The organism is Celeribacter sp. (genome assembly GCF_048259695.1).
Lineage (GTDB): Bacteria > Pseudomonadota > Alphaproteobacteria > Rhodobacterales > Rhodobacteraceae > Celeribacter.
Genome location: NZ_JBLXHL010000012.1, coordinates 1 through 20,490, shown reverse-complemented (window position 1 = coordinate 20,490; position 20,490 = coordinate 1). Strand labels below are relative to the sequence as shown.

The 20,490-nt window shown below is 62.4% G+C and carries 18 protein-coding genes and 1 pseudogene; 1 reads left to right on the top strand and 18 read right to left on the bottom strand.

What is annotated here, in order from left to right:
• Nucleotides 1–261: 261 nt before the first annotated feature.
• The 17 genes from ACN0Q0_RS15350 to ACN0Q0_RS15270 form a co-directional block, all read right to left on the bottom strand.
• Complete coding sequence (locus ACN0Q0_RS15350) at nt 262–732, bottom strand: hypothetical protein (protein WP_343503555.1); 471 nt, start codon at nt 730–732, stop codon at nt 262–264.
• Between the two features lie 328 nt (nt 733–1,060).
• Nucleotides 1,061–2,101, bottom strand: coding sequence for a type IV secretion system protein (locus ACN0Q0_RS15345; protein WP_343503554.1), 1,041 nt, complete (start codon nt 2,099–2,101; stop codon nt 1,061–1,063).
• A complete protein-coding gene (locus ACN0Q0_RS15340; protein WP_343503553.1) occupies nt 2,101–2,511 on the bottom strand; it encodes a hypothetical protein in 411 nt (136 codons plus the stop codon). Before ACN0Q0_RS15340 ends, ACN0Q0_RS15345 begins: the two co-directional genes overlap by 1 nt.
• 15 nt (nt 2,512–2,526) lie before the next feature.
• Nucleotides 2,527–2,841, bottom strand: coding sequence for a hypothetical protein (locus ACN0Q0_RS15335; protein ID WP_343503552.1), 315 nt, complete (start codon nt 2,839–2,841; stop codon nt 2,527–2,529).
• Entirely contained in the window at nt 2,825–4,345 is a 1,521-nt protein-coding gene (locus ACN0Q0_RS15330) for a relaxase/mobilization nuclease domain-containing protein (RefSeq protein WP_343503551.1), read from the bottom strand. The genes ACN0Q0_RS15335 and ACN0Q0_RS15330 overlap by 17 nt, the downstream gene beginning before the upstream one ends.
• The gene (locus ACN0Q0_RS15325; RefSeq protein WP_343503550.1) at nt 4,339–4,779 is read right to left on the bottom strand and encodes a plasmid mobilization protein; all 441 of its coding nucleotides are present in this window, start codon (nt 4,777–4,779) and stop codon (nt 4,339–4,341) included. The genes ACN0Q0_RS15330 and ACN0Q0_RS15325 overlap by 7 nt, the downstream gene beginning before the upstream one ends.
• 19 nt (nt 4,780–4,798) lie before the next feature.
• Nucleotides 4,799–5,584, bottom strand: coding sequence for a helix-turn-helix domain-containing protein (locus ACN0Q0_RS15320; RefSeq protein WP_343503548.1), 786 nt, complete (start codon nt 5,582–5,584; stop codon nt 4,799–4,801).
• Between the two features lie 740 nt (nt 5,585–6,324).
• A complete protein-coding gene (locus ACN0Q0_RS15315) occupies nt 6,325–7,194 on the bottom strand; it encodes a hypothetical protein (RefSeq protein WP_343503547.1) in 870 nt (289 codons plus the stop codon).
• A 673-nt stretch (nt 7,195–7,867) separates the two neighbouring features.
• The gene (locus tag ACN0Q0_RS15310) at nt 7,868–8,962 is read right to left on the bottom strand and encodes an ABC transporter ATP-binding protein (protein WP_108964793.1); all 1,095 of its coding nucleotides are present in this window, start codon (nt 8,960–8,962) and stop codon (nt 7,868–7,870) included.
• Between the two features lies 1 nt (nt 8,963).
• Complete coding sequence (locus tag ACN0Q0_RS15305) at nt 8,964–9,749, bottom strand: ABC transporter permease (protein ID WP_343503546.1); 786 nt, start codon at nt 9,747–9,749, stop codon at nt 8,964–8,966.
• The gene (locus ACN0Q0_RS15300; RefSeq protein WP_164190382.1) at nt 9,746–10,738 is read right to left on the bottom strand and encodes an ABC transporter permease; all 993 of its coding nucleotides are present in this window, start codon (nt 10,736–10,738) and stop codon (nt 9,746–9,748) included. Before ACN0Q0_RS15300 ends, ACN0Q0_RS15305 begins: the two co-directional genes overlap by 4 nt.
• A gap of 77 nt (nt 10,739–10,815) precedes the next feature.
• Nucleotides 10,816–11,922: an ABC transporter substrate-binding protein gene (locus tag ACN0Q0_RS15295; protein WP_164190380.1), complete on the bottom strand. Its 1,107-nt coding sequence runs from the start codon at nt 11,920–11,922 to the stop codon at nt 10,816–10,818.
• Nucleotides 11,923–12,023: 101 nt separating this feature from the next.
• Nucleotides 12,024–13,130: an NAD/NADP-dependent octopine/nopaline dehydrogenase family protein gene (locus ACN0Q0_RS15290; protein WP_108964789.1), complete on the bottom strand. Its 1,107-nt coding sequence runs from the start codon at nt 13,128–13,130 to the stop codon at nt 12,024–12,026.
• Complete coding sequence (locus ACN0Q0_RS15285; protein ID WP_343503545.1) at nt 13,127–13,714, bottom strand: peroxidase-related enzyme; 588 nt, start codon at nt 13,712–13,714, stop codon at nt 13,127–13,129. Before ACN0Q0_RS15285 ends, ACN0Q0_RS15290 begins: the two co-directional genes overlap by 4 nt.
• Complete coding sequence (locus ACN0Q0_RS15280; protein ID WP_343503544.1) at nt 13,711–14,202, bottom strand: hypothetical protein; 492 nt, start codon at nt 14,200–14,202, stop codon at nt 13,711–13,713. The genes ACN0Q0_RS15285 and ACN0Q0_RS15280 overlap by 4 nt, the downstream gene beginning before the upstream one ends.
• Nucleotides 14,199–15,683, bottom strand: a complete 1,485-nt coding sequence (locus ACN0Q0_RS15275) for an NAD(P)/FAD-dependent oxidoreductase (protein ID WP_343503543.1) — start codon at nt 15,681–15,683, stop codon at nt 14,199–14,201. The genes ACN0Q0_RS15280 and ACN0Q0_RS15275 overlap by 4 nt, the downstream gene beginning before the upstream one ends.
• 31 nt (nt 15,684–15,714) lie before the next feature.
• Nucleotides 15,715–17,055, bottom strand: coding sequence for an MFS transporter (locus tag ACN0Q0_RS15270; protein ID WP_417244248.1), 1,341 nt, complete (start codon nt 17,053–17,055; stop codon nt 15,715–15,717).
• 400 nt (nt 17,056–17,455) lie between these two features.
• Here ACN0Q0_RS15270 and ACN0Q0_RS15265 point away from each other — a divergent pair, with 400 nt between their 5' ends.
• On the top strand, nt 17,456–17,920 hold the full coding sequence (locus ACN0Q0_RS15265) for an Lrp/AsnC family transcriptional regulator (protein WP_164190368.1): 465 nt from the start codon (nt 17,456–17,458) through the stop codon (nt 17,918–17,920).
• 148 nt (nt 17,921–18,068) lie between these two features.
• Here ACN0Q0_RS15265 and ACN0Q0_RS15260 read toward each other — a convergent pair.
• A pseudogene (locus tag ACN0Q0_RS15260) lies at nt 18,069–20,490 on the bottom strand (hypothetical protein); the annotation flags it as partial.

Here is a 20,490-nt window from a genome sequence, read left to right as displayed (position 1 = left end):
TGATAGACCTGTGGGCCGCTGTGTTGGGGCTCTATGCCATCCATGAGCACTGTTCGCGACGCTGGCGCGATTTTCGTCAAGTTGTAGAGGGTGAGAGGACGAACCGCAACAAATTGTAGCGCTCCGTCGAGCTGCTGAGGTGAAGCAGTTTTGAGCGCAGAAGTTCCTGTGGCCCGCGCCATAGGCGTGTCTATGACGAGGACGTTCTAGGATGGAACGACCTGACCAGCCTCTTGGCAACGGAGTTGCAACTCTGAGGGGTCATCGGTCGTCGCTCGGAAGCACAACACCTTCAGCTCGTGCAAGCGCATCTTCGAGGGCATGAACCACTAAGTTCTCAACCGCATTAACTCTGTAACCGTGTTCAAGGGCCAGCTTCCTCACCAACTGCTCGATGCGCGCGTTTTTCGGTCCGAACAGAAACCACTCATTCAACGCCTGTTGGTCAGGATGAGTGGGGAGATGTTGAACCACTCCACTTTTGGCGTTTAGGGCCGCCCAAAATCCCTCGGTGGACAAGCGTCCGCTGCTGGTCTGCAACGTTTCTCTTTCTTGATCTGTCCCAGGATCACCATCTGGCAGTTCAGACGCTTCGCCTTCCGGTGACCCGACACGCGCCATACAGCTCAGCAGCGCGGCTCGGATGGCTGAACACTTGCTTGCCTCACCTGAGAGCTCCAAGAAGCGCTGCAGCAGTTCATCGAGGTCTTGGTCAAGCTCTAGCGGCGACATAGTGATCAGCCTACGAGTTTGCGGTTTTCGCTACCAGCGTATCCGGTCCATCTCCGGCGACCCGGGGCTGCACGGTGCGATCCTGGAGCAAAACTAAGTTACGCTTCTGGTAGCAGGCGAAGCTTGTCATTTGGGAGAGCATTGCATGGCTCCTAAGGGTGTCAAGTACGGGGGCCGCCAGCACCCGACGCCTTCGGGCGCTCCCTCTGCGGATATTTCGTGGAAGATGAAGGCCATTACTTGTGTGCCCAAGGGCATTGCCTAGGGCACATACCACGCTGGCGATCGGATCGTCAGAAGGAATACGGAAAACTTACTAATGTGACGATCATTTCCTCAGACGCTCGGAGCGCTCCATCATGCGTTGCATTTTCGCCCCTGTACTAGGAGAGGGCGCCGCACCACTCTGCGGCGAAGAGCCCTGCAAGTGCTCCGAAGAAGTGTTTTGTTTGATCGATACAGGCCGCGACCCGTGAGTGTTCGGGCCGCTTAGTCCTGGGGACGTCCTTAGAGGGAGCCCTTTCTTGATGTTGCCACCGATGACTGCCGCTGCCCAGCCGGCTTGAAGGTTTCCAGAGACCATGGGCACGACGAAAGGAATGGCGACGATCATAACTAGGGACAGTATCACCACACCGAGGAACGGTACCATCTTACCCGCCTTGTCCGCGGTATCTACTGTGCCGAGATCGTTGACCAAAAGCGTCACCAGACCGAAGACCATCGAGAACACCCCCGCGATTACAACCGGATAGAGAGCGAAGCTCGCCAAAGATGACACCCAGCGATGGAAATAATCTTTGGTCACGTCGAACATCGAACAGAGGATCATCACCGGGGCCAAGCCGATCAGCAGCGTGATCATCATCTTAGCCAGAACCAAGACTGCTCCAGCCAATCCTCCTACCAAGGCGATTAGCGCCATAAAAAACACGCCCATCAGTGCCTTGCTGACCCTAGACATATGCGAAGCGGCTTCATTGCCGTATTCAGCTAAGCGGTCCATCTGAAGATCAAACCGCGCTGCGAAGTAGGCCGACCCAACGGCTTCCTCGCCGGTGGCTGACCCAACGAGGCTACCGGCAAGTTCGTCCAATCCGTCAATCAGGTGCCCGCTGACGAAGTTGAAGTTGGCCCAGTTCAGCGCGAACGCCTCGATTAGACTGATTTTGAAGAGCAGCACCAGCATTTCTCGACCATCCATGGGCCGGATTTGCCATGCCATGTTGATGAAGAGCGCGATGATCGCAACGGTCGCGGCCCCCATTATGATCGTGCCGGAAATCTCTGCTACGGCGGCAAACTGCGAAGTCGCGACGGTATCAAGACCCTTGTCGGCTGCCTCCACGATGAATGTAACGATCCCCATCACCCTCTCTCCTGACATTGCTCGCGCAGCGCCGCGCGGAGAGCCGAAATGACAGGGAAGTATTCTGCGGTTGCCCAGGTGACATGAGCGCTGTCCGTCGCCTGCGGATCAGTAAAGCCGAGCGCCTCGAACTCCTCTTCTATGCCGGACCAGTCAGGCCAGAGTGCATCGCAGGCACATGACCCCGCGTCTAGCGCAGCCTGGTGTCGTCGCAGGCTATAGAGGTCGTTCGCAGCGGTATTACGCCATGCATCACGGAATCCGTTGTAGGTCAGTTCGTCCGGGCGCTGTCGAACCGCGCAGCCATAGCGATCTACTTGTGTCGGGCTGACAGAAACTGAAGGCGTGGCCGTGTCTGCGCAGAGGGGACCAGCTAAGGCGATCAGAATAGGCGTGGTAAGCAATTTCATTTCAGTATCCTCCGGTCAGTTGGCGCTTCGAGGTGATTGGTCGATGTGCGTGAAGTCGCGGTTCGGCGCCGCGCTAAGCCAGCCCTGGATCGCGGCGAGATTGCCGTGTTCGCTGAGCACGATTTCCAGCCCGTGACGAAATCCTTTCGGGCATTGGTTTGCGTAGCGACGGGCCTGTGCGCCTAGCTCAAACGCATAGCTGTCGTCCCAGCTCGTCCCGCTGCGGATAAGCACCCCGATACGTTCCAGGGCGTCGAACGCGCGATCACTGCCTGGACGCCATGCCAACCATGGGTTCACCGGGAAGCGCGGTTTAGTGTCGGAGCGCATGGGTATCCTCCCTATCTTCGCTCAGCGCGTCTCGAGGTGCTTCTTCGCTCTCTGCGCCTGTTCCATGCTGTCGTTGAGCTGCGCGGAATCCGGCATCCAGACGCTCAATGCTGCGGCCAAGGAGAGCTGTGATCTGAGCAACGCGATCACGGAGCTGCGTAACCCAGCCAGCTCCGTCCGTGTCTCCTCGCCGTAGGTTGTCAACTCCTGCGCGGATTCCTTCGAGGCTTCCGTCAACCGCTCGACGCAGCTCAGCAATTCGCGCTCTAACGCTGTCAGACCATGCATCGCTCACTCCTTCGGCAGAACGAGGCAGTCCACCGGCTCCCCCGCCAATTGGCACCGGTCCAGCGTCGCCCGGCCATCGCGTGGGATCAGATATGTCGCTTCGGGACGGTCGATCACTCGCAGACCCATCGTGTTCAAATTCGGCATCAGCCAGGTCATGACCGACCACGTCGAAATCCCAGTGCTGATCATCAGGCAGCAAGCTACCAATGTCGGCCACATCAAGGCTTTCCACTCCGGACGCGCTGCGTTCGCGCTCTGCCTCATGAGGTGTTTCCTCACGCGCAGCAGGTAGCCTTCCGTATCGGTCTTGATTGTAGCCAGCGCGTTTTCGGCAATGCCCTTCAAATCGGTCCTGAAGCTCTGCAACTGTGTGTCGATCGAGGCGGCGTTCTCTGCCCTGATCCGCTCCATGTCCGCGTTCAGCCTTTCGCTCAGCCGTTGCTTCGGCTCTCCAGTTTTCATGAAAACACGTCCCTTTTAGTCTGAATTTTTCTTTTGAGATCGGATCGACGACCGAGACAGAGTCGTCTCGCTGCCGGTTCACCTCGTACCCCGCGTCCTGAAACGCGGTGATCAAGGTCGCGCGATCCGTGATGAGCCCGACCGAGATATGATCACGTAGCCAATCATGGATTTCTGAGCGGGCTTGCTTCCGCTCTGCTGACTCCCTGACTTCTTTGAAGTCGAGCCCACGTGCTGCATCCAGAGGGTCGGCCCACCCATGGGTTCGGTTCATCAAGTCGCGCAGACTGTCGAAGGCGCGCTCATAGCCGGGCGGGGCAATGTTGAGGCTGCGCCCGCTGTGCAGCTCCATGCGCGGCGTGCAGAAATGCAGCTCGACGCGATCCTCGTGTGTGTGGCGCACCCAAAGGCAGGCATAGCGGTCGGCATCGAGGCCGGCGAAGGCGATCTCTTCGAAGCGGTCGATGACCTTCTGCTGCTGGTCTTCGGAGGGGGCATCCTCGTAGGCGAAGCTCACGACACCGGCGCGATAGGCCCACTTATGCGGGCAGGCATCGATCAGGTCGATCATGCCCTGGGGATCGCCGCGCATGACCTCCGGCAGCGGTTCGCGGACTACGGTCATGGGCTGGCCCGCTGCATCTCGGATAAGGTCGCGATTATTGTCATAGGCAAGCACGGTGCGGGCGGTCAGGTATTCGACCGGCCCAGCACCGCCGCCTTTGCCGTTGGGGAAGAACTTGATCAGCATCCGGGCGGCCTCCGATGCTGTGCAAGGATTTCCACCAACCGCCGCTCGATGCTCACCAACGCCGCCGCCACGCGCAGGGCTTCGACCTCGCTGGACCGGCCCGCGCGGGTCGCCGTGTTCAGCCAACGCGCGATCTGATTGAGGTTTCCGCCGTAGCGCGCCACGGCCAGAACGAGAGAAGGGTCAATGCGGGGCGCGGGTTTGCGCCGCCGAGACTGCGTGGCCCACAGGGCCTCACGCAGAAGCTCGGCGGCAGACAAACCCGCCGCTTCGGCTTTCGCTCGGAGCGTGGCCTTCTCTTGCGCCGTGCATCGGAAAACGAAGGTTTCCGTGCGCGGCTCCTTTGCGCGGCCTAGGGCCGCGCCGGTGGGGTTCGAAGGGGAGGCTTGCCCCCCCTCGCAAGGTCCCGTGTCAGAAGCGTCAGCGTATGACATGGGTCGCCTTGCTCCTTGCTCAGACTGCATGACGATGCGCCTTATCGTCTGACTTTTCGCGGATCAGTTCGCGCAATAGACGAAGTTGCTCTTTCCACGCAGGGCTGCCCTCTGGGGCCGGTGTCCGGTCCGGAAGCCAAAAGCCAAGATGATGCTCATGTGGTGAAAGCGGAAGGCTGCGCTCAAGAGAGGTCATCCCCTCGCGAGACAACCGATCATCCCAATCTCTGACAAAGCATATGCTTCTCGGGACAAAGATCAGTCGGGGACTGCCGTGGCGGGTGTCACTGGATTGTCCATCATCCGACACATCCAGCGCGGGCGCGCGCGCCAGTTCTTTTCTAAGTTCTTGTTCTTTGTTCGGGGGGCAATCTTGTCCTCCTTTCTTGGACAAGGTTGTCCCGCTTTGTGGACAAGGTCGCCCCCCTTTGGCGCGCGAGAAAGGCACGATCTTTTTGTCTGTCGAACGACAGCGATTGTCCTCCCGGCGTCGTTGCGCAGCTCGTCGCAGAGCCGAATCTGTGGGGCGGTAGCGCGATGACCGTCCTCTGTTAGTTCCGCGCTCGATGATCAGGTAGCTCGCAGCTTCGACCTTGCTCAGCGCGCGCTTGACCGACTTGGCGTGTTTGCCAATTGCAGCACCGATTGTCTCGAAGGACGGGTAACTTTCGCCGGTCTCGTGGTCAGCGTGAGCCAGTGCTAGGTAGATGGCCACTCGCAGAGCATTGTCGTCGAGATCGTGGTCGGTGACCATCTCCAAGAGGTATTGCAGCTTGATGTCACGGAATGGAAGAACCTCAGACATGCGATGCCCCCCCGATTGCGATCATGGAGCTTGTCTGGTATTCAATCGGAATGAAGATGTTTTCCAAGCCGTTGAGGTGGGTGGCCGCCCCCTCAACGGTTTTTCTATGCCCGCACGGCGCCTCTGCTGGGTTTGACAAATCCCTCTTAAGTGCTTGATGTGCCGAACTGGGTTTGACGCCGAAGAAACTACTAACTATCGATATATTAAAGAAAAAATCAGGATTGAAAATCCTCGTGTCGGTGGTTCGATTCCGCCCCCGGGCACCACTTTTTCCCAGAAAGACAGTGGTAACAGACACCTAAGTGGAATGCTTGCTCATGCAGCATCCTCCTCGATCGGTCGATTGCGTTCCAGAGCACAGCAAGTTGCTGTTCAGACGATGACGCGCACCTTCGCGCTATCCACCGCCGGGAAGCCTCGAGGCGGCTTCGAGAGGTCTCCGCGAAGTATCGCCAGCGCAGCATCGCTGGCCTCCGCTCATTGAGCGAAGCGCGCCAACGACACACGGACCAGCACGTCGGATCGACGCGACGGACCGGGCGGAATCGTGGCGCCCATGCGGGATCCACACTTTTCGGGCGTCACCACCCAGAACAGGAGTTCATTCAGCTCAAGAGCAACGAGTCCTGTCTTCCGAAATGGCCCCGATGGATCTGCGCCCCCCAAAAGTATTCGGCCGAAGAAAAGGGCTACGATCTTGCCGCCATAGTGTGCCCGCTGCCACCATCGTTCCAGCGCTACAGACCCGGAGAGTCGGTGCCATCAGTCGCAACGATCGCGTCCAACGTTTCGTCCCCTGTAAATTCCCCGAACAAGGCCTCGGTGCTTTCGGCGCCGAGAGGCGAGGTGTCGCTACGTGCCATGACCTGGAAACGCCCCGCGCCACCATTCTCGAAGATGAGCAAGGGCTCGGAGATGTAGCTCGTCGCGAATAGATCGATGTCACCATCGCCATCCGCGTTCGCTGCGTCCCGGATATCCAGCAGATCCTCTGCGAGGGAGAGAGAGTCATTCTCGAAGATAAATCTCTGCAGCGGAAGTCCGATTTGAAGGTCGTACCTCTCAGCGATGAGGAACTGCCCACCGCCGATGTTCTCATGGATGGGGAAGGAAAATTCGAATTCGACGGGACCTGAGTCGACGTCCTGAGGAGGGATCTCGACGATGCCATCGAGCGACTGCAGGCCGCGAAACTCGACGAAATCGTCGTCGCCATCTCCGTCCGCGTCGGTGGCCAGCGCCGATCGACCGTCCGAACGGACGCCGGGATCTGCTACCGCGCAACGACTGGTCCCGTCGTTGCGCCCGATCATCACCCGATTGCCGACACCGTCTGGATTGACCGCCTCAAACCAGATATCGGTAGCACCCGGCAGGCTCATGGGGGTCAACTCGGGATAGTCTACCCGCAGCGGCGCACCGCCCTCGCCCTGGCCAGCCAGTTCGATCACGTCATCGCCCGAGAGAACCAACCATTCCAAGGTGAATTCCGTATGGCACGCGCGGCTCGCGAGCCCGGCGCCCTGGTCCGAGTCCCAGTTGAAGGCGGCGATCTTCTCGCCGTTCAGAAGCAGCTGCAGGAAGGAGACCCCAAAGGTCGCATCCATATAACCAAGCGTCAGGTCACAAAGCCCTATTTGCCCATCGAAGACACCGCCATCAGAAGAAACGCCATACGACGCTTGGACTTAAGGGCCCCGGGCGCGCGCGGATTGGTGGTATAGTCGAAGCCCTGCAAGCCTCCGAGCCATTCGATCCCGGTCCTCCCTGGCAGAATTTCCGCAAAGAAAACAAATTTTGCGGAACGAAGCGCGTGACTCCTTGGGCGGTTGTTGCCACGGCCGCGACCTGCAATGAAATTGATGAATTTGAACCGCAGCAATTAATTCAGCAATTAATATGTGACATTGCTCACCGGAAAAGATTCGGTTGAACCGTCGCTTTGTGACACCCCAAGACAAACAGGCTTTGCCCGCACTGGTTCATGGCGCTTGGCCGCGGAACGATCCTGGTGGCGCATCACGCACCAAGCCGACAACGATCAAAATGACCGATCCCTGCGCGGGTCAGCGGTGATCTTGATCCTAGCGAAAGACAGGACGTGCATACGCCGAGCGCTCCTTGCCTGAGCGAGGGACCGCTTCTTTCTAAGAAGGCTGTTCCGATACCGTGGGCGGCAGCGATCGAGGCTGCCCTCGTCAGCACCGACGCGGCTGCCTCGCATGAATGCAGTGGCCCGGCACAAAGACCGGGCCACGCATATTTACAAGCAGGTCGGGGTCACTGACGAAGAACCGAGAGGCTTGCGCTGTCCCAGCCCAGCCAGACCATGGAATCGCCCAGTTTCATCGTCGTGTCGGTGTCGGTATAGGCGCGAAGCCGTGCGGCACCGGCCTCTTCTACCAATATGTCGACAGCCACGCGGCTGCCGAGGAAGGTCCGGTCAACGATCCTCCCCATGACCGCGTTTCCGGTGAGGGGCTTTTCGGCCGCCAGCCGAATCTTCTCGAGCCGAAGCGAGGCACTGACCTCCTGCCCCGTGCCGGGCACCTCTGCCGGCGCCCGGCCCCTCAACTCGATTCCGCGCCAGTCGACCACGATCTCCTTGGAGGCATTGTCCACTCCGCGCACGGTGCCATCGAGCAGATTGGTCGCCCCGATGAACTCCGCCACGAAACGCGTCTCAGGGCGGAAATAAAGGTCTTCGGGCGTGCCATCTTGCTCAATGCGGCCTCCGTTCATCACCACGATGCGATCGGACATGGTGAGGGCCTCATCCTGATCGTGGGTCACGAAGAGGAAGGTCTTGTCGGTGCGACGCTGGATCGACTTGAGCTCCATTTGAACCTGCGTTCGCAGCTTCGCGTCGAGCGCGCCGAGAGGCTCGTCGAGCAGCAACAATGCGGGATCGGGCGCAAGCGCCCGCGCCAGTGCCACCCGCTGGCGCTGTCCGCCCGAGAGCTGCGATGCGTAGCGGCTCGCGAAGGGCCCGAGTTCCAGGAAGCTCATCACCTCGTCGAGCCGCCGCTTGATCTCGGCCTTGCTCAGCCCTTTCAGCTCTAGTCCGAAGGAGATGTTCTGCGCCACGGTCATATGCGGGAAAAGCGCATAGTCCTGGAACACCATGTTGACCTTGCGCTTTTCCGGCGGTTGCGCGGTGACATCCTGTCCCTCGAGGATGATCCGCCCGGTGTCGGTCTTCTCGAACCCGCCGAGGATGCGCAACGTGGTCGACTTGCCGCAGCCTGACGGGCCGAGGAAGGTGACGAACTCGCCCGGCGCGATCGACAGGTCCAACGGGTGCAGCGCCTGCGCCTTGCCATAGGCCTTGGAGACGCCTTCGAGGCGGACGATAGGTTCCTTTTCGGACAGCATGTCAGTGCTCCCTGTTCATGCGGCGGCTGGAGCGCTCGGCCCAGACCCCCAAGACCGCGGTCAGGATCAGCACCACGGTAGAGATTGCGTTGATTTCCGGCGACATGCCCGAGCGCAGCTTGGCGAAGATCAGAACTGGCAGAGTCGGGTCGTAGGAGCCGAGGAAGAACGAGCGGACGAAATCGTCGAAGCTCAGCAGCAGACAGAAGATCGACGCCCCGATGATGGCGGGCATCAGGTAGGGCAGCGTGACCCGGGTGAAGGTGACGAAGGGATCGGCGCCGAGATCACGCGCCGCCTCGCCAAAGCTCTTCGGCAGGGTCGAGAGCCGCGCCATCACCACCAGCGCCACGAAAGGCACGTTGTGCACCGCGTGCGACCACATGATTGCGAAGCCCCCGGGCTCGATGCCGAGCTGGCGCGCGTAGACGCGGAAAGCGATGGCCGAGATAATCCCGGGCACCAGCGCCGGTAGGATGGTCAACGCGTATACCGCGAAGCGGCCGACGAACTTTCGGCCGCTCAGCAGCACCGCCAGCCAGGTGCCCATGGCCACCGAGACCACGGTCGAGCCCACCGCGATGACCAGCGAATAGACGAAGCTCGACAGAACCGTGCCGTCGTCGAACACGCTGAGATACCAGTCGAGCGTCCAGCTGTTGATCGGGAAGCCGATGAACTTGCTGTCCTTGAACCCCATCAGGATCATCAGCAGCAGCGGCACGAAGAGGTAGACCACGAAAGCCCAGAAGAAAACGGAAAGCCAGACGCGTCCGGAGCGGGTCATTTGCTGTCTCCCTTGCGAAGCGCTGCAATAAGGCGGGCGAAGATCCCGGTGAGCACCAGCGCGGCGAAGAACATGATGACGGCGAAAGCCGCGCCCGTGGGCCACTGATCACCGGCCACGTGGAAGAAGCCCGCGATGGTCTCGGCAAAGACCGTGGTGTTGGGCCCACCCAGAAGCACAGGTGTGCCGTAGTAACCGGTGGAGATGAGGAACACGAGCGTGGCGCCCGAGCCGATGCCTTCCAGCGACAGCGGCAGTGTGATGCGCCGGAACCGCGTCCAGGCGCCCGCGCCGAGGTCGGCGCCGGCCTCGGACAGGTTTCGCGGCAGCTTCTCCAAGGCCGAGTAGAGCGGCAAGAGCATGTAAAGCGCAGTGAGATAGATCAGGCCGACGCTGACCGAGAAGCCGGTGTACATAAAGGGGATCGGCCGGTCGATAAGGCCCAGCGTCTTGAGCGCGAGGTTGATCGCGCCATTGTTGCCAAGCAGGATCATGATCGCGTAGGTGCGCACGATCTCGCCGGTCCAGAACGGGATCAGCAACAGCAAAAGCAGCGCAAGCTGGTTCTCGCGCTTGACGTAGCGGGCCAGGTAATAGGCGACCGGATAAGTGATAATCAGAGTCACCAGCGTCAGCACCGCCGAATAGGTGATCGTCCGCAGGAACGGCATCATGAACACGCTCTCTTGGAAGAAGCGTGCGTAATTGGCCAGCGTGTAGTGGTTTTCCTGTCCCGGTGCGATGGGATAGGCGTCCAGCAGGCTGACCTGCAGCATCTGAAGCATCGGCCCGAGGTGCTGGGTGACGATCCAGATCAGCGGGATCAGTGACAGCAGCACGAACTGCCTGCGGGGCGAAGCGAAGAGCAGCGAGACGAGTGCCTGATAGGGCCCCCAGTTGACCAGCCGGCCCCAGAATGGGCGGCGGTCGGCTGCGTCTCCCGCCGCGGCGGAGCGGCGTGCCCCAGCATCTACGGCGTTGTTGGTCATGGCGTTTCCTCTCTGCACGAAGCGCGTGCGTCGGGCTGCGTGGCCCTGTTTTGACCCCGCAGCCCCGGTCTTTGTGCTCAGGCGGCCTTGATAGCTTCGACGGCAGGGTCGACGAGGCCGTACTTCATCTCGTTCGCCTCAGCGCGGAAGAACTTCATGCCCGCCAGCTCCTCGTCGGTGAAGGATGTCGCGGCCTTCTCGGCGTCGGTGAGATACTGGTCGGCGCCCTTGAATGTCGAAATGAAACCCGACGCCTTGGTCATCGCGGCCCCGACCTCGGGCGACGCCAACACGGCGTTGAGGAAGGTGTAGGCATTGTCCGCATTCGGCGCGTTATTGGCAATGTTGTAGGTATAGACGAAGCCGTAGCTGCCCTCTTTCGGGATGGTCATCGACACCGGGAAGCCTTCGGCCATCAGTGCGGCGATCGGGCCGTTCCAGGCGCAGGCCATGGTGATGTCCTGGTTGACGAACATCTGCTGCACCTCGGCGCCGCCGTCGTAGTACTTGCGCGCCAGCGGCTTCTTTTCAATCAGGAAGTCACGCGCCTCGGCGACGATCTCGGCGGCCCGCTCGGGGTCGTTGAGATACTCGACCATGTTGCCGTCGTAGCCCTTCATCAGCATGACGATCGACATCATGTCCTGCAGAACATAGGCGGTCTGGCCGGCGTATTTGTCCGAGAAGAACGGCTCCCAGGACTGCACGTCCTCTTCTGGCACCATGTCGGTGTTATAGGCGAGCACCTCCATACCCGACAGGATCGGCGCACCCCACTTGTTGCCGTTGATCGTCGACCAGTCGCTTTCCGAGTAGATCGGGTTGATCGTGCCCCAGTTGCTCAGCCGGTCTGTGTCGAGCGGTGCCAGCAGGTCCGATGCAATGAATTGCAGGAAGCGATGGCCTGCGACGGTAAGGATGTCCACCGTCGGGTTCGGCGCCTCGGCGGCCAGGAGGTTGAACTGCTTGCCCTGGTCATCAACGAGGCGGACGTTCACCTTGATGCCGGTCTCGTCCTCGAACTGTTTTTTGAAGTCCTCGGGGATGAAGTCGGTGTAGGTCCAGATATTCACCTCGCCGCCCTGTGCGTAGGCGCGGCGTAGGTAGACCGGGCTGGCCAGCGTGCCGGCTGTGGCGGCCGCGGTGCCCATGAATCGGCGGCGGTTGAGGATCAGTTTCGACATGAGAGTTCGCTCCTAGTTGGTGGAATGCGGGTCTTTGAGGCCCGTCTGGTTGAGATCGGCGCCGGCCCGTCGACCAGCGTCTTTGTAGCCACGCCAGCTCGTCAGCCGGCGCTGGCCCGGTGCTGCTCCGGGCCCGGACGCCGCCCCGACAGGGCCAGCTCCCGCATTTCGTCAAGACTCAGATCGCCCAGCGATAGGGCAGACAACAGCTCGTTTTCCTGTTCGAAGTTTCGGCCATACATGGCCGAGAACAGCTTGACCCCCGAGCGGTGCAGCTCCGCCGGCACGCCGATCAGGTCGCCTAGCACGACCGTCGGCACCAGCCCGTAGGGCACGTCCTCGGTGATGTAGCGGCTGTCGGCGGTGGCCGGGCCCTGCCCTCCGGTGCCCGCCGCGACCAGCGCAGCGTTCATTTCGTGGATAGACGCGACCGGCACGTGGTAACTCTGGTGGTAGTGCTCAAAGATGGTCTTCACGCTCAGCCCCAGCGCCTCGGCGATGGCCAGACGCTCAGCGTCAAGCGCCTCCATCAACCGCCCCACGTTGCGCGTGACGTTGCCGGCCTGCGACCAGACCTCCCCATGTTCCATGCGGGTCATGTTGCCGAGCGCGATGCCCATGTGGTTCTGCGGATTGAGGTTCGACAGGGCGATGGCCAGAAGCCCGTCGCGCGGCACGAAGACATCGCCAAACAGCGCCTGGCAGGTCCGGAGTGCCTGGGCCTGCGCGTCGGCCGGTACAGTGCACATATCGATCTTGGCGCGGATGGTGTTGACGTTGCACTCCGCAACGCCGGTGCGGCGCCCGGTGAGCGCCGTGGTGCCCCAGGCCGTGATCGGCAGCGTCAGGCCACGCGCGGCCAGCAGCTCGGACAGGTAGACCGCGCCGAAGGAGGCATGCGACGAGACGATGACCTGCTGGCCCTCGGACAGGTGTGGCGCGATGGCGTCCATCACCGCCTTGTGGCCGTAGCCCGGCACGGCGATCAGCACCACGTCGCGGCCCGCGACCAGCACCTCGGCGCTGTCCGCCACCTCTGGTTGGAACACCCCCGACAGCGCGCCGGAGGCGGTCAGCCCCTGCCCCAGCCCATCGGTGCCACGACCCGAGGGAGACCAGAGCGCGGTCTTGTGGCCGCGGCTTTCCAGCACCGCGGCAGTGCCGAAGGCGATGCTGCCCGCCCCTGCGATCCCGATAGAGAGGCTCATGCGTCCACCTCTTGGCGCACCGGATCGCCCAGGATGTGCATCAGCCGGTTGGCCCAGCCGAAGAGCGCAGTCGACAGGATCAGATCGAGGATCTCCGCGTCGTCTAGCCCCACCTCTCTCAGCGCCGCCATGTCCTCGGGCGTCGCTTCGGAGGGCGCCGCCGAGAGCTTGCGGGCAAAGTCGAAGATGGCGCGGTCGCGCGGGCCAAGATCGGCCTTCTCGCCCTTCAGGAAGAGCTCGTCGGTAACCGTTGTGTCTTTGAGGATCTGCGCGTGGCGAGAAGCATGCACGGCAGCGCAGTAGATGCAGCGGTTGACCATCGAGGCGGCCAGTGCGCCGACCTCGCGCTCGGCGCGGCTCAGGCCCTGCTTGTCGTACATGATCGCGTTGAACAGCGGCGAGCGCACCTTCAGGCTCTCGACGTCATGCGCCAGTGTCAGCACGTAGTCCGAGACCTTTGTGTTTGACGGTGTAACCTGGAGCGCATCGAGCTGCTCGGGCGTTGCCTCCTCGAGCTTGACCGGCGTCACGCGCGGCTGCCAATGCGGCACGTTGCGGGTGAACTTGTGGATGACCTTGCTCATGCACCCGCTCCCGTCATCAGCTGGAGCCCCGCGACCAGCCGCAGCTGGTAGGCCAGAAACGCGTTGAGTTCGCAGAGCCGAACGATGTCGGCATCGGACACCCCCGCGGAGAGCAGGGCCGAGATGTCCTCGGCCGTCACGTCGCGCGGCAGCATGGCAACGGAATCCATGAAAGCGACGACCCGCGCCAGTCCCATCACGGCCCCGTCCTCCGAGGGATCGGCCAGCGCGGCATAGTCTTGGCCCGCCATGCGCGCGGCATAGCGCCGCGCGGTCTCTTCCTGTCTGTTCAGCCGCGCGATACGGGCGGCCAGCGCCGCGCGCAGGTCGGCCGGCCAGGCGCCGCAGTCTGCGGGCGCGAGCACGGCCTCCTCGGCGGTCTGGGTCATTTCCAAGATGTTGCCACGCAGCTCTGCCGCGGCGGCGGCGGGCCCTCCTTCCGTCACACCGCCCATGGCGGTGCTGGTCAGGGTCGAGAGGTCGCTCATGCCACAAGTCCTTTGGTCGTCTTGTCTTCGCCCGGCAGCTCGCTGGGCGTCCATTCCTCGCCGTTCAGCTCCGGCGTCTGGTAATCCTGCAGGATCTGCCAGTGCTTGGCCACATCCTCGGCGTAGAGTTTCGCGCAGAGCTCGCGCGCCAGCCACGCCGCGCCTTCCGAGACGCCCGGGATGTCGCCGCTGACCTTGCCCAAGCTGGCGGTGGCGCCGTAGTTGAAGCAATAGACGTTGCCGAGCCAAGGCGCGGTGCCGGGCACTTTCTCGCGGAAGGTGAAATCCGGGTTGAGATAGGGGAAGCGCCCGAGATCGGGGCTCTTTTCATCCTCCGGCGGCGTGTAGACGTCTTGCCAGAGCTGTATCGCGTTGGCCGCCTCGCCGAACTCGCGGCGCATCTCGGGGTCAGTGACGAAGCCGGTGCCGAGGATCAGGAATTCCGCGGTGTAGCTGCTGCCGTCGGAGAAGTTGATCCGCACCTGATCCCCCACTTGCTCGACAGAATCCGTGGCCTTGCCGAAGTGGAAATACGCGTTTGGATGGCGACTCACGCGCACCGTGGATCCATGTGGCGGCGGGGTCTGGGTGGCGAAGCTGTACTGCATGAAGCGCCAGCGCCACGCGTCAGGCAGATCGGCATAGCCACATGTGAATCCGTAGGAGCCGATGCCCATCATCTTGTTGATCGTCGGCATGTCCTTACGGCGGATCAGGTGACGGACCTCGGCCGCGCCATGCTCCAGTGCTTCGGCGGCGTTGTCGACGGCAGAGGCGCCGACGCCGATCACCCCGACTTTCTTTCCCTTGAGTGCGTTGAAATCGATGTCGTCGGCGCTGTGCGCCCACAGCTTTCGCGGCAGCCCCGCCATGAAGCCAGGGATATTGGGCTTGCCGGTGCCGTCGCGGCCGGTCGCCGAGATCAGCTTGCGGGTCAGGATGGATTTCTCGGGTGCGCCGCTCAGGTGCAGGCGCAGCAGGTCGCCTTCGGGCTCGACCCGGTCGACGCTGACCTCGTTCTCGACCGGCACGTTCAGCGCCCTGCGATACCAGCGCAGATACTCCATCCACTGCGGCCGCGGGATCTTGTCGAGCTGCTCCCAAGCCTTGGTACCGAACTGCGCGCGAAACCACGCCTGAAAGGTCAGCGCCCCCAACCCGAAGGCCGGGCCAGTCAGCGTCTTGGGCGAGCGCAAGGTCACCATGCGCGCATAGTTCAGCCACGGCCCTTCCAGCCCTGCCGGGCTGCGGTCAAGCACACGCACATTGTCGATGCCCCCCATGCGTAGCGCCAGCCAGGAGACCAGGCCGCACATGCCTGCGCCGATGATCACCACGTCGTGAACCTTCTCGCCATGCACCTCCCGGGCCGGCACCCAGGATTTTCCCGGGTAGCAGAGGAACTCGAGGTCCTCTTGCAGCCGCGCCTCGAGGGCGGCGAGGCCCTGTCCGTCGATGGCGGGGGTGGCGTGTTCGGTCATGGTTCTGTCCCTATCGTCTGGAAGTCGTGAATCAGGCGCGCTGCGGCCAGTGTCGGTGCAGTTCGTCGATGTGGAAGTCATGCGCGTGGACCTGCTCCGCGCCCTGCCCCGGATGGTCGCGCAGATGCGGATGGTCGGCAGGCAGGTCGGGGTGGCTGTGCGCCCGGACCAGCGGATCGGCGGCGGACCAGACGCGCAACGCGAGCAGGGTCACGGCGATCGACGCCAGCGAGAGTATACCCATCGCGTGGGCCGGGTCGATCGAAGCGCCGAGCCAGCCCGCGACCGGGTAGGCTAGCAACCAGCCGGCGTGACTGAGCGAGAACTGCGCGGCAAAGACCGCCGGCCTGTCGCCGCTCCGGGCCGAGCGCGCCAGCACCAACCCACCCGGGGTCAGCACCAGCGAGGAAGCCAGCCCGAAACCGCTCCAGAGCAACATCAGCCCGGCCACCGGCGGGGCCGACACGAGGCTCAGAAAGATCCCGAGCGTGGCGAAAAGGAAGACCCCCGCAGCCATGCAGCGGCGCTCATCGAGGCGTCGCACCAGCCGCGGCACGGTCATCGCGCCAATCGCAGCCCCGACGCCATAGCAGGTCATCAACAGCGTGTAGTAATGCTCGGCGTCTCCAAGGCGCCCCCCGGCAAAGACCACCGTGTTGACCAACACCCAGGCCATGGACAACGACAGCGCGAAGTTCAGCATAAAGAGCCCGCGCAACCGCGGCGTGAGCGCGTAGATGCGCAGGCCCTTCGAGACACGCTCAAGGAAGGGCGCCTTGTGTGAAACGTGGCTCGCCGGGAAGCGTGTGGTGAAGAGGAAGACCGCCGAGCCGAGGAAGCAGCCCGAGGCGAGGAAGAATAGATCGTCCGCAGTCAGCACCTTCAGCGCCGCAGCCGCGATGACCGGACTGAGGATCGATTCGAGCGTGTAGGCGATGCGCGACAGCGCCAGACCGCGGGAGTAGCTGTCCTCGTCCTCGAGCAGGTCCGGAAGCACCGACTGGAAGAGCGGCGTGAACCCGGAAGAGATTGCGAAGAACAAAAAGGCCAAAACCGCGATCTGCCAGCTCGAAAAAGCCAACCCCATGAGGGCAACGATGCCGAGGCGCAGGATGTCGATGGTCACCAACGTCGCCCTGCGGGGCCGGCGCGACAGCACTGTCTCGGCCAGCGGCGCGATCAGCACATAGGAGATCATCTTGAGCGCGAGAATGCCGCCGAGAATGGTGCCCCCAGCTTCCGTGCCCCCGGCCTCGAAGGCGGTGAGCGAGAGAGAAACGGTCATCACCCCCACTCCGACCAGCGACAGGATGTGGGCGATGAAGAGATAGCGGAAGTTCCGCAGTCGAAGTGGCGAACTCCGCGCGATCATGTCAAAGGGCTCCGATGTGATTGCCAAAGATAGAACCGAGCCGAAGACGCCAAGCAAACGAAGTGCATTTCCTCGGAGATATCATACGACATTCCGGCTATGACCCTGCCCCTTTGTCTCTCGGTTTACTTCAGACATGCAGCTAACTCCAAGCCCAAGGTAATGTCGACCAGAGCCCCAGCTCAAACGCCTTGAATTTATGCGAAAGAAAAGCAACTGCAAACGTCCGGTTATGCCATTGTTTTTCTGATATTTCCCACCACTCCCATGATCCGAGTACTGGAGCATGCGCCGCCCGCAACCTCTCAGAACACGTAGGGTGATACTTGACCAACAAATCTGGAAACTCACCACCTATTTTTACCTTTGCTGGTGAAATTTTCGCTCGTATGATCGAAATATGGACCACAAACTCGATCAAATCGATTGTCGCATATTGGAGGAACTCCAGCGCGACTCTTCGCAGTCGCAGCGGGCACTCGCTGATCGGGTGGGTCTGTCGCAAAACGCCTGCTGGCGGCGCCTCAAGGCGCTCGAAGCGGCTGGAGTGATCCGCAACTACACGGTGCTTCTCGACCGCGAACGGCTCGGCGCCGGGCTGGTTGTCTTCGTGATGATCCGTACGCGCCATCACTCGGCAGGCTGGCTCGACCAGTTCCGCAAACATGTCTCGACGATCAAGGACGTGGTCGATTTCTTCCGCATTGGAGGCGAGTACGATTACTTGCTGAAGATCGTGACGCGTGACATGTCCAGTTACGACGAATGTTACAAGCAACTCATTTCGAAGGTCGAACTAGAGACTGTGACCTCCTACTTTGCCATGGAAGCTATTGAGGAGCAGCGGCCGATTCCGCTGTCATGATTGTAAGATCTGCCGTCCTCCTTGACCGCCTGCAGGCGATCGCCGAGGGCTGCCCCTTGCACGGTATGGGTGTTTCGCGGCCGGGCCCGTGGCAGGCCTGCAGCAGGGAGCCCGCGGCGACCAGCCGATAGCCCGTCGCCGCTGCCGGTCACGACACCCCGAGCGCGTAATCTCCGGTGAAATACGCATAGACGCTGCGCGCCGCCGCAAAGACCAGCGCATCCGCCTCGGCCATGTACGACAGGTGCGCGGTGTTCCCGGCGTCGCCCTCGTCCGCCGCAAGCAGCCTGCCGGTGCTGTCGTAGAGCGCGAGTTCCGGATAGCTCAGCGGGTCGTCCCGGTCCGCGACGCCGGTCAGGTCAAATTGGTAGCTTCGCCCCGCCTCGAGCGACACACGCACCCAATCCTCGTCCCCGGCATATGCGATATCGCTGCGTAGGGTCTCTCCCACATCCAGCGTGGTCGAGGTCGAAGCATCTTCGGGGATCGCGTCGATCGCATCGGCGCGCGCGAGCGTCAGCTGGTAGGGGCCGACTCCAGTTCCAGCCTCGTGGCCGGAATCCGCGTCGACCTGCACGAAGACCGGCGTCTCAGCCGGGGCGCGAAAGTAGACCGTGGCCAATGTGCCGCCGTAGCCGCGCGCGAGCACCGCGCCCGATGCGTCGACAAAAGACAGGTAGGGGTTCGTTCCCGGCGCACTGGAAAGTTCCGCGTGGTAGAGCGAGCCCGGCGCCATCTCCGCGCGAAACCAGTCGATGTCACCGGGGTAGCCAAGATCGCTCTCGACTGCCGCGGTCACCCCCAGCACCGCATCGGTGCTTTCATCCCCGGCGATGCGGTCGAGATCTTCGGCCAGACCAACCGACAGGATGTAGCCCCCAATCTCTCCGCCGTAGAGATCATAGGCGTCGACAAAAAGCGGTTCGTTCGCCGTCGCGAGGAAAGGCAATTGCGCCACCGGCGCGCCGCTGTCGTTGCTGCTGCCAAGGAACGCCCCCTCAGCCGAATGCAGATCGAGCCGCGGCGCGGCAATCGGCCGGTCCGACGCCGGATCACCGGTCATCGTGAAGACATAGAACTTCCCGGCCTCAGCTTCAAAACGGAACCGGTCGACATCCTCCAGGAACGAGAGCTCTCCCTTCTGGTCGGTGCCGAACTCGAGGCGGTGCAGCGTTGTGCCATCCGCGGGAACCTCGGGCTGCAACAGGTCGGCGACACTGGCGCGCGCAGTATAGGCATCGGGAATATAAGCGAGCAGAACGTCCTCGCCGCAGCTCCGTGCCATCAGCCGCCAGTTCCTGACGTAGAGATCATCGGTCTCGACGCCGTCAATCTCAACGCGCAACCTGTCCACGCCGACCTCGAAATCGTAGAGCTTGTCGAAATGCTTGAGATCGGAAAGCACGACCACGTCGGCCCCTGGTCCGGTATAGATCACGTCGAGCCCCGGCCCGCCGAAGATCGTGTCGTCGCCCTCTCCGGCGCGGACCGTGTCCGCCCCGGCACCGGCGAAGATCAGGTCTTCGCCGCCGAGCGCCTCGATCCGATCCGAGCCGCCGAACCCCAGCAGCCGTTCGTCTGCATCGCTTCCCTTCAGCCGGTCGGCACCCTCGCTCCCGACCACATCGAGCAGCCTGTCCGTGAGGATAAGATAGTCGGTGCGCAGCGGTTCGCCCCCGCTGGACGTGCCGACCAGTTCGATCCTGTCGCCCGGGGATAGATCAAGGTCCTCGATGACGCGCTCGGCAGCGCCGGCCCCGGTGACGATGGCGTCGCCGCAGGTCCCGTTCCAGAGCCAGTCGTCGACCTGGACGCCGTTCACGAGGACGCGCATCCGGCTCGCGCCATCGGTCTCGTCGAAATAGCCGATCGTCAGGCTGTAGGTACCCTTGGGCCCCGAGAACCTGCCGGTGGCGATCGCCTCGCCGGACCCCGTGGCCTGCAGATAGGCCCCGCCCGAGGCCCAGACATTGTGCGACGGCGCGAAGCCGCCTTCGATGCCGAGCGCTTCGGCCTCGGTCCGGCCGGGCGCGATCTCGGCGAAGCTATGGCCCGGCGCGCTGTACTCGACCACGTAGCCAAAGCGGGAGTTGGGGTTCGGCGGCACCCCGGCGTCGGCCCAGGTGCCAGACGGATAAAGCGCATGGGCCAGCAGGTAGTCCTCGCCCCCCGCGTCGTTCGGCTCGTCCCCGCCCCAGTCGACGTAGCCGGTGGCGCCGCCGGAGCTGCTCCAGAACACCTGCCCCACCTCGGGACCGCCGGTCCAGCTCCAGATCCCCTCGCGCGCCGCATCAGACCCGCCAACCCAGACATTGGGCGGCGTCATCGACAGCACGAAGGCATTCTCCTCCTCCGAGGTGATCGTCGCCAGGTAGCCCGGCAGGCCAAGGTGATTGCGACCCTCGGCGTCGGCCCGGGCCTCGGCCCAAGCCAGCGGCCCCTCGACAAATTCATACCAATGGCCATTGCCGCCCTCGGCCTTGCTCCATTGCACGGGCCCTCCGAGCTGCTGCTCCTCGAAGCGGGCAATGAAGAGATCACGCTCGCCGTTTGTGTCGTCCGGGACGAGG

Coding starts and splice junctions, on each gene's coding strand:
- ACN0Q0_RS15350 (WP_343503555.1), bottom strand. CDS start 732: ATGTCGCCGCTAGAGCTTGACCAAGACCTCGATGAACTGCTGCAGCGC.
- ACN0Q0_RS15345 (WP_343503554.1), bottom strand. CDS start 2,101: ATGGGGATCGTTACATTCATCGTGGAGGCAGCCGACAAGGGTCTTGAT.
- ACN0Q0_RS15340 (WP_343503553.1), bottom strand. CDS start 2,511: ATGAAATTGCTTACCACGCCTATTCTGATCGCCTTAGCTGGTCCCCTC.
- ACN0Q0_RS15335 (WP_343503552.1), bottom strand. CDS start 2,841: ATGCGCTCCGACACTAAACCGCGCTTCCCGGTGAACCCATGGTTGGCA.
- ACN0Q0_RS15330 (WP_343503551.1), bottom strand. CDS start 4,345: ATGCTGATCAAGTTCTTCCCCAACGGCAAAGGCGGCGGTGCTGGGCCG.
- ACN0Q0_RS15325 (WP_343503550.1), bottom strand. CDS start 4,779: ATGTCATACGCTGACGCTTCTGACACGGGACCTTGCGAGGGGGGGCAA.
- ACN0Q0_RS15320 (WP_343503548.1), bottom strand. CDS start 5,584: ATGTCTGAGGTTCTTCCATTCCGTGACATCAAGCTGCAATACCTCTTG.
- ACN0Q0_RS15315 (WP_343503547.1), bottom strand. CDS start 7,194: ATGGATGCGACCTTTGGGGTCTCCTTCCTGCAGCTGCTTCTGAACGGC.
- ACN0Q0_RS15310 (WP_108964793.1), bottom strand. CDS start 8,962: ATGCTGTCCGAAAAGGAACCTATCGTCCGCCTCGAAGGCGTCTCCAAG.
- ACN0Q0_RS15305 (WP_343503546.1), bottom strand. CDS start 9,749: ATGACCCGCTCCGGACGCGTCTGGCTTTCCGTTTTCTTCTGGGCTTTC.
- ACN0Q0_RS15300 (WP_164190382.1), bottom strand. CDS start 10,738: ATGACCAACAACGCCGTAGATGCTGGGGCACGCCGCTCCGCCGCGGCG.
- ACN0Q0_RS15295 (WP_164190380.1), bottom strand. CDS start 11,922: ATGTCGAAACTGATCCTCAACCGCCGCCGATTCATGGGCACCGCGGCC.
- ACN0Q0_RS15290 (WP_108964789.1), bottom strand. CDS start 13,130: ATGAGCCTCTCTATCGGGATCGCAGGGGCGGGCAGCATCGCCTTCGGC.
- ACN0Q0_RS15285 (WP_343503545.1), bottom strand. CDS start 13,714: ATGAGCAAGGTCATCCACAAGTTCACCCGCAACGTGCCGCATTGGCAG.
- ACN0Q0_RS15280 (WP_343503544.1), bottom strand. CDS start 14,202: ATGAGCGACCTCTCGACCCTGACCAGCACCGCCATGGGCGGTGTGACG.
- ACN0Q0_RS15275 (WP_343503543.1), bottom strand. CDS start 15,683: ATGACCGAACACGCCACCCCCGCCATCGACGGACAGGGCCTCGCCGCC.
- ACN0Q0_RS15270 (WP_417244248.1), bottom strand. CDS start 17,055: ATGATCGCGCGGAGTTCGCCACTTCGACTGCGGAACTTCCGCTATCTC.
- ACN0Q0_RS15265 (WP_164190368.1), top strand. CDS start 17,456: ATGGACCACAAACTCGATCAAATCGATTGTCGCATATTGGAGGAACTC.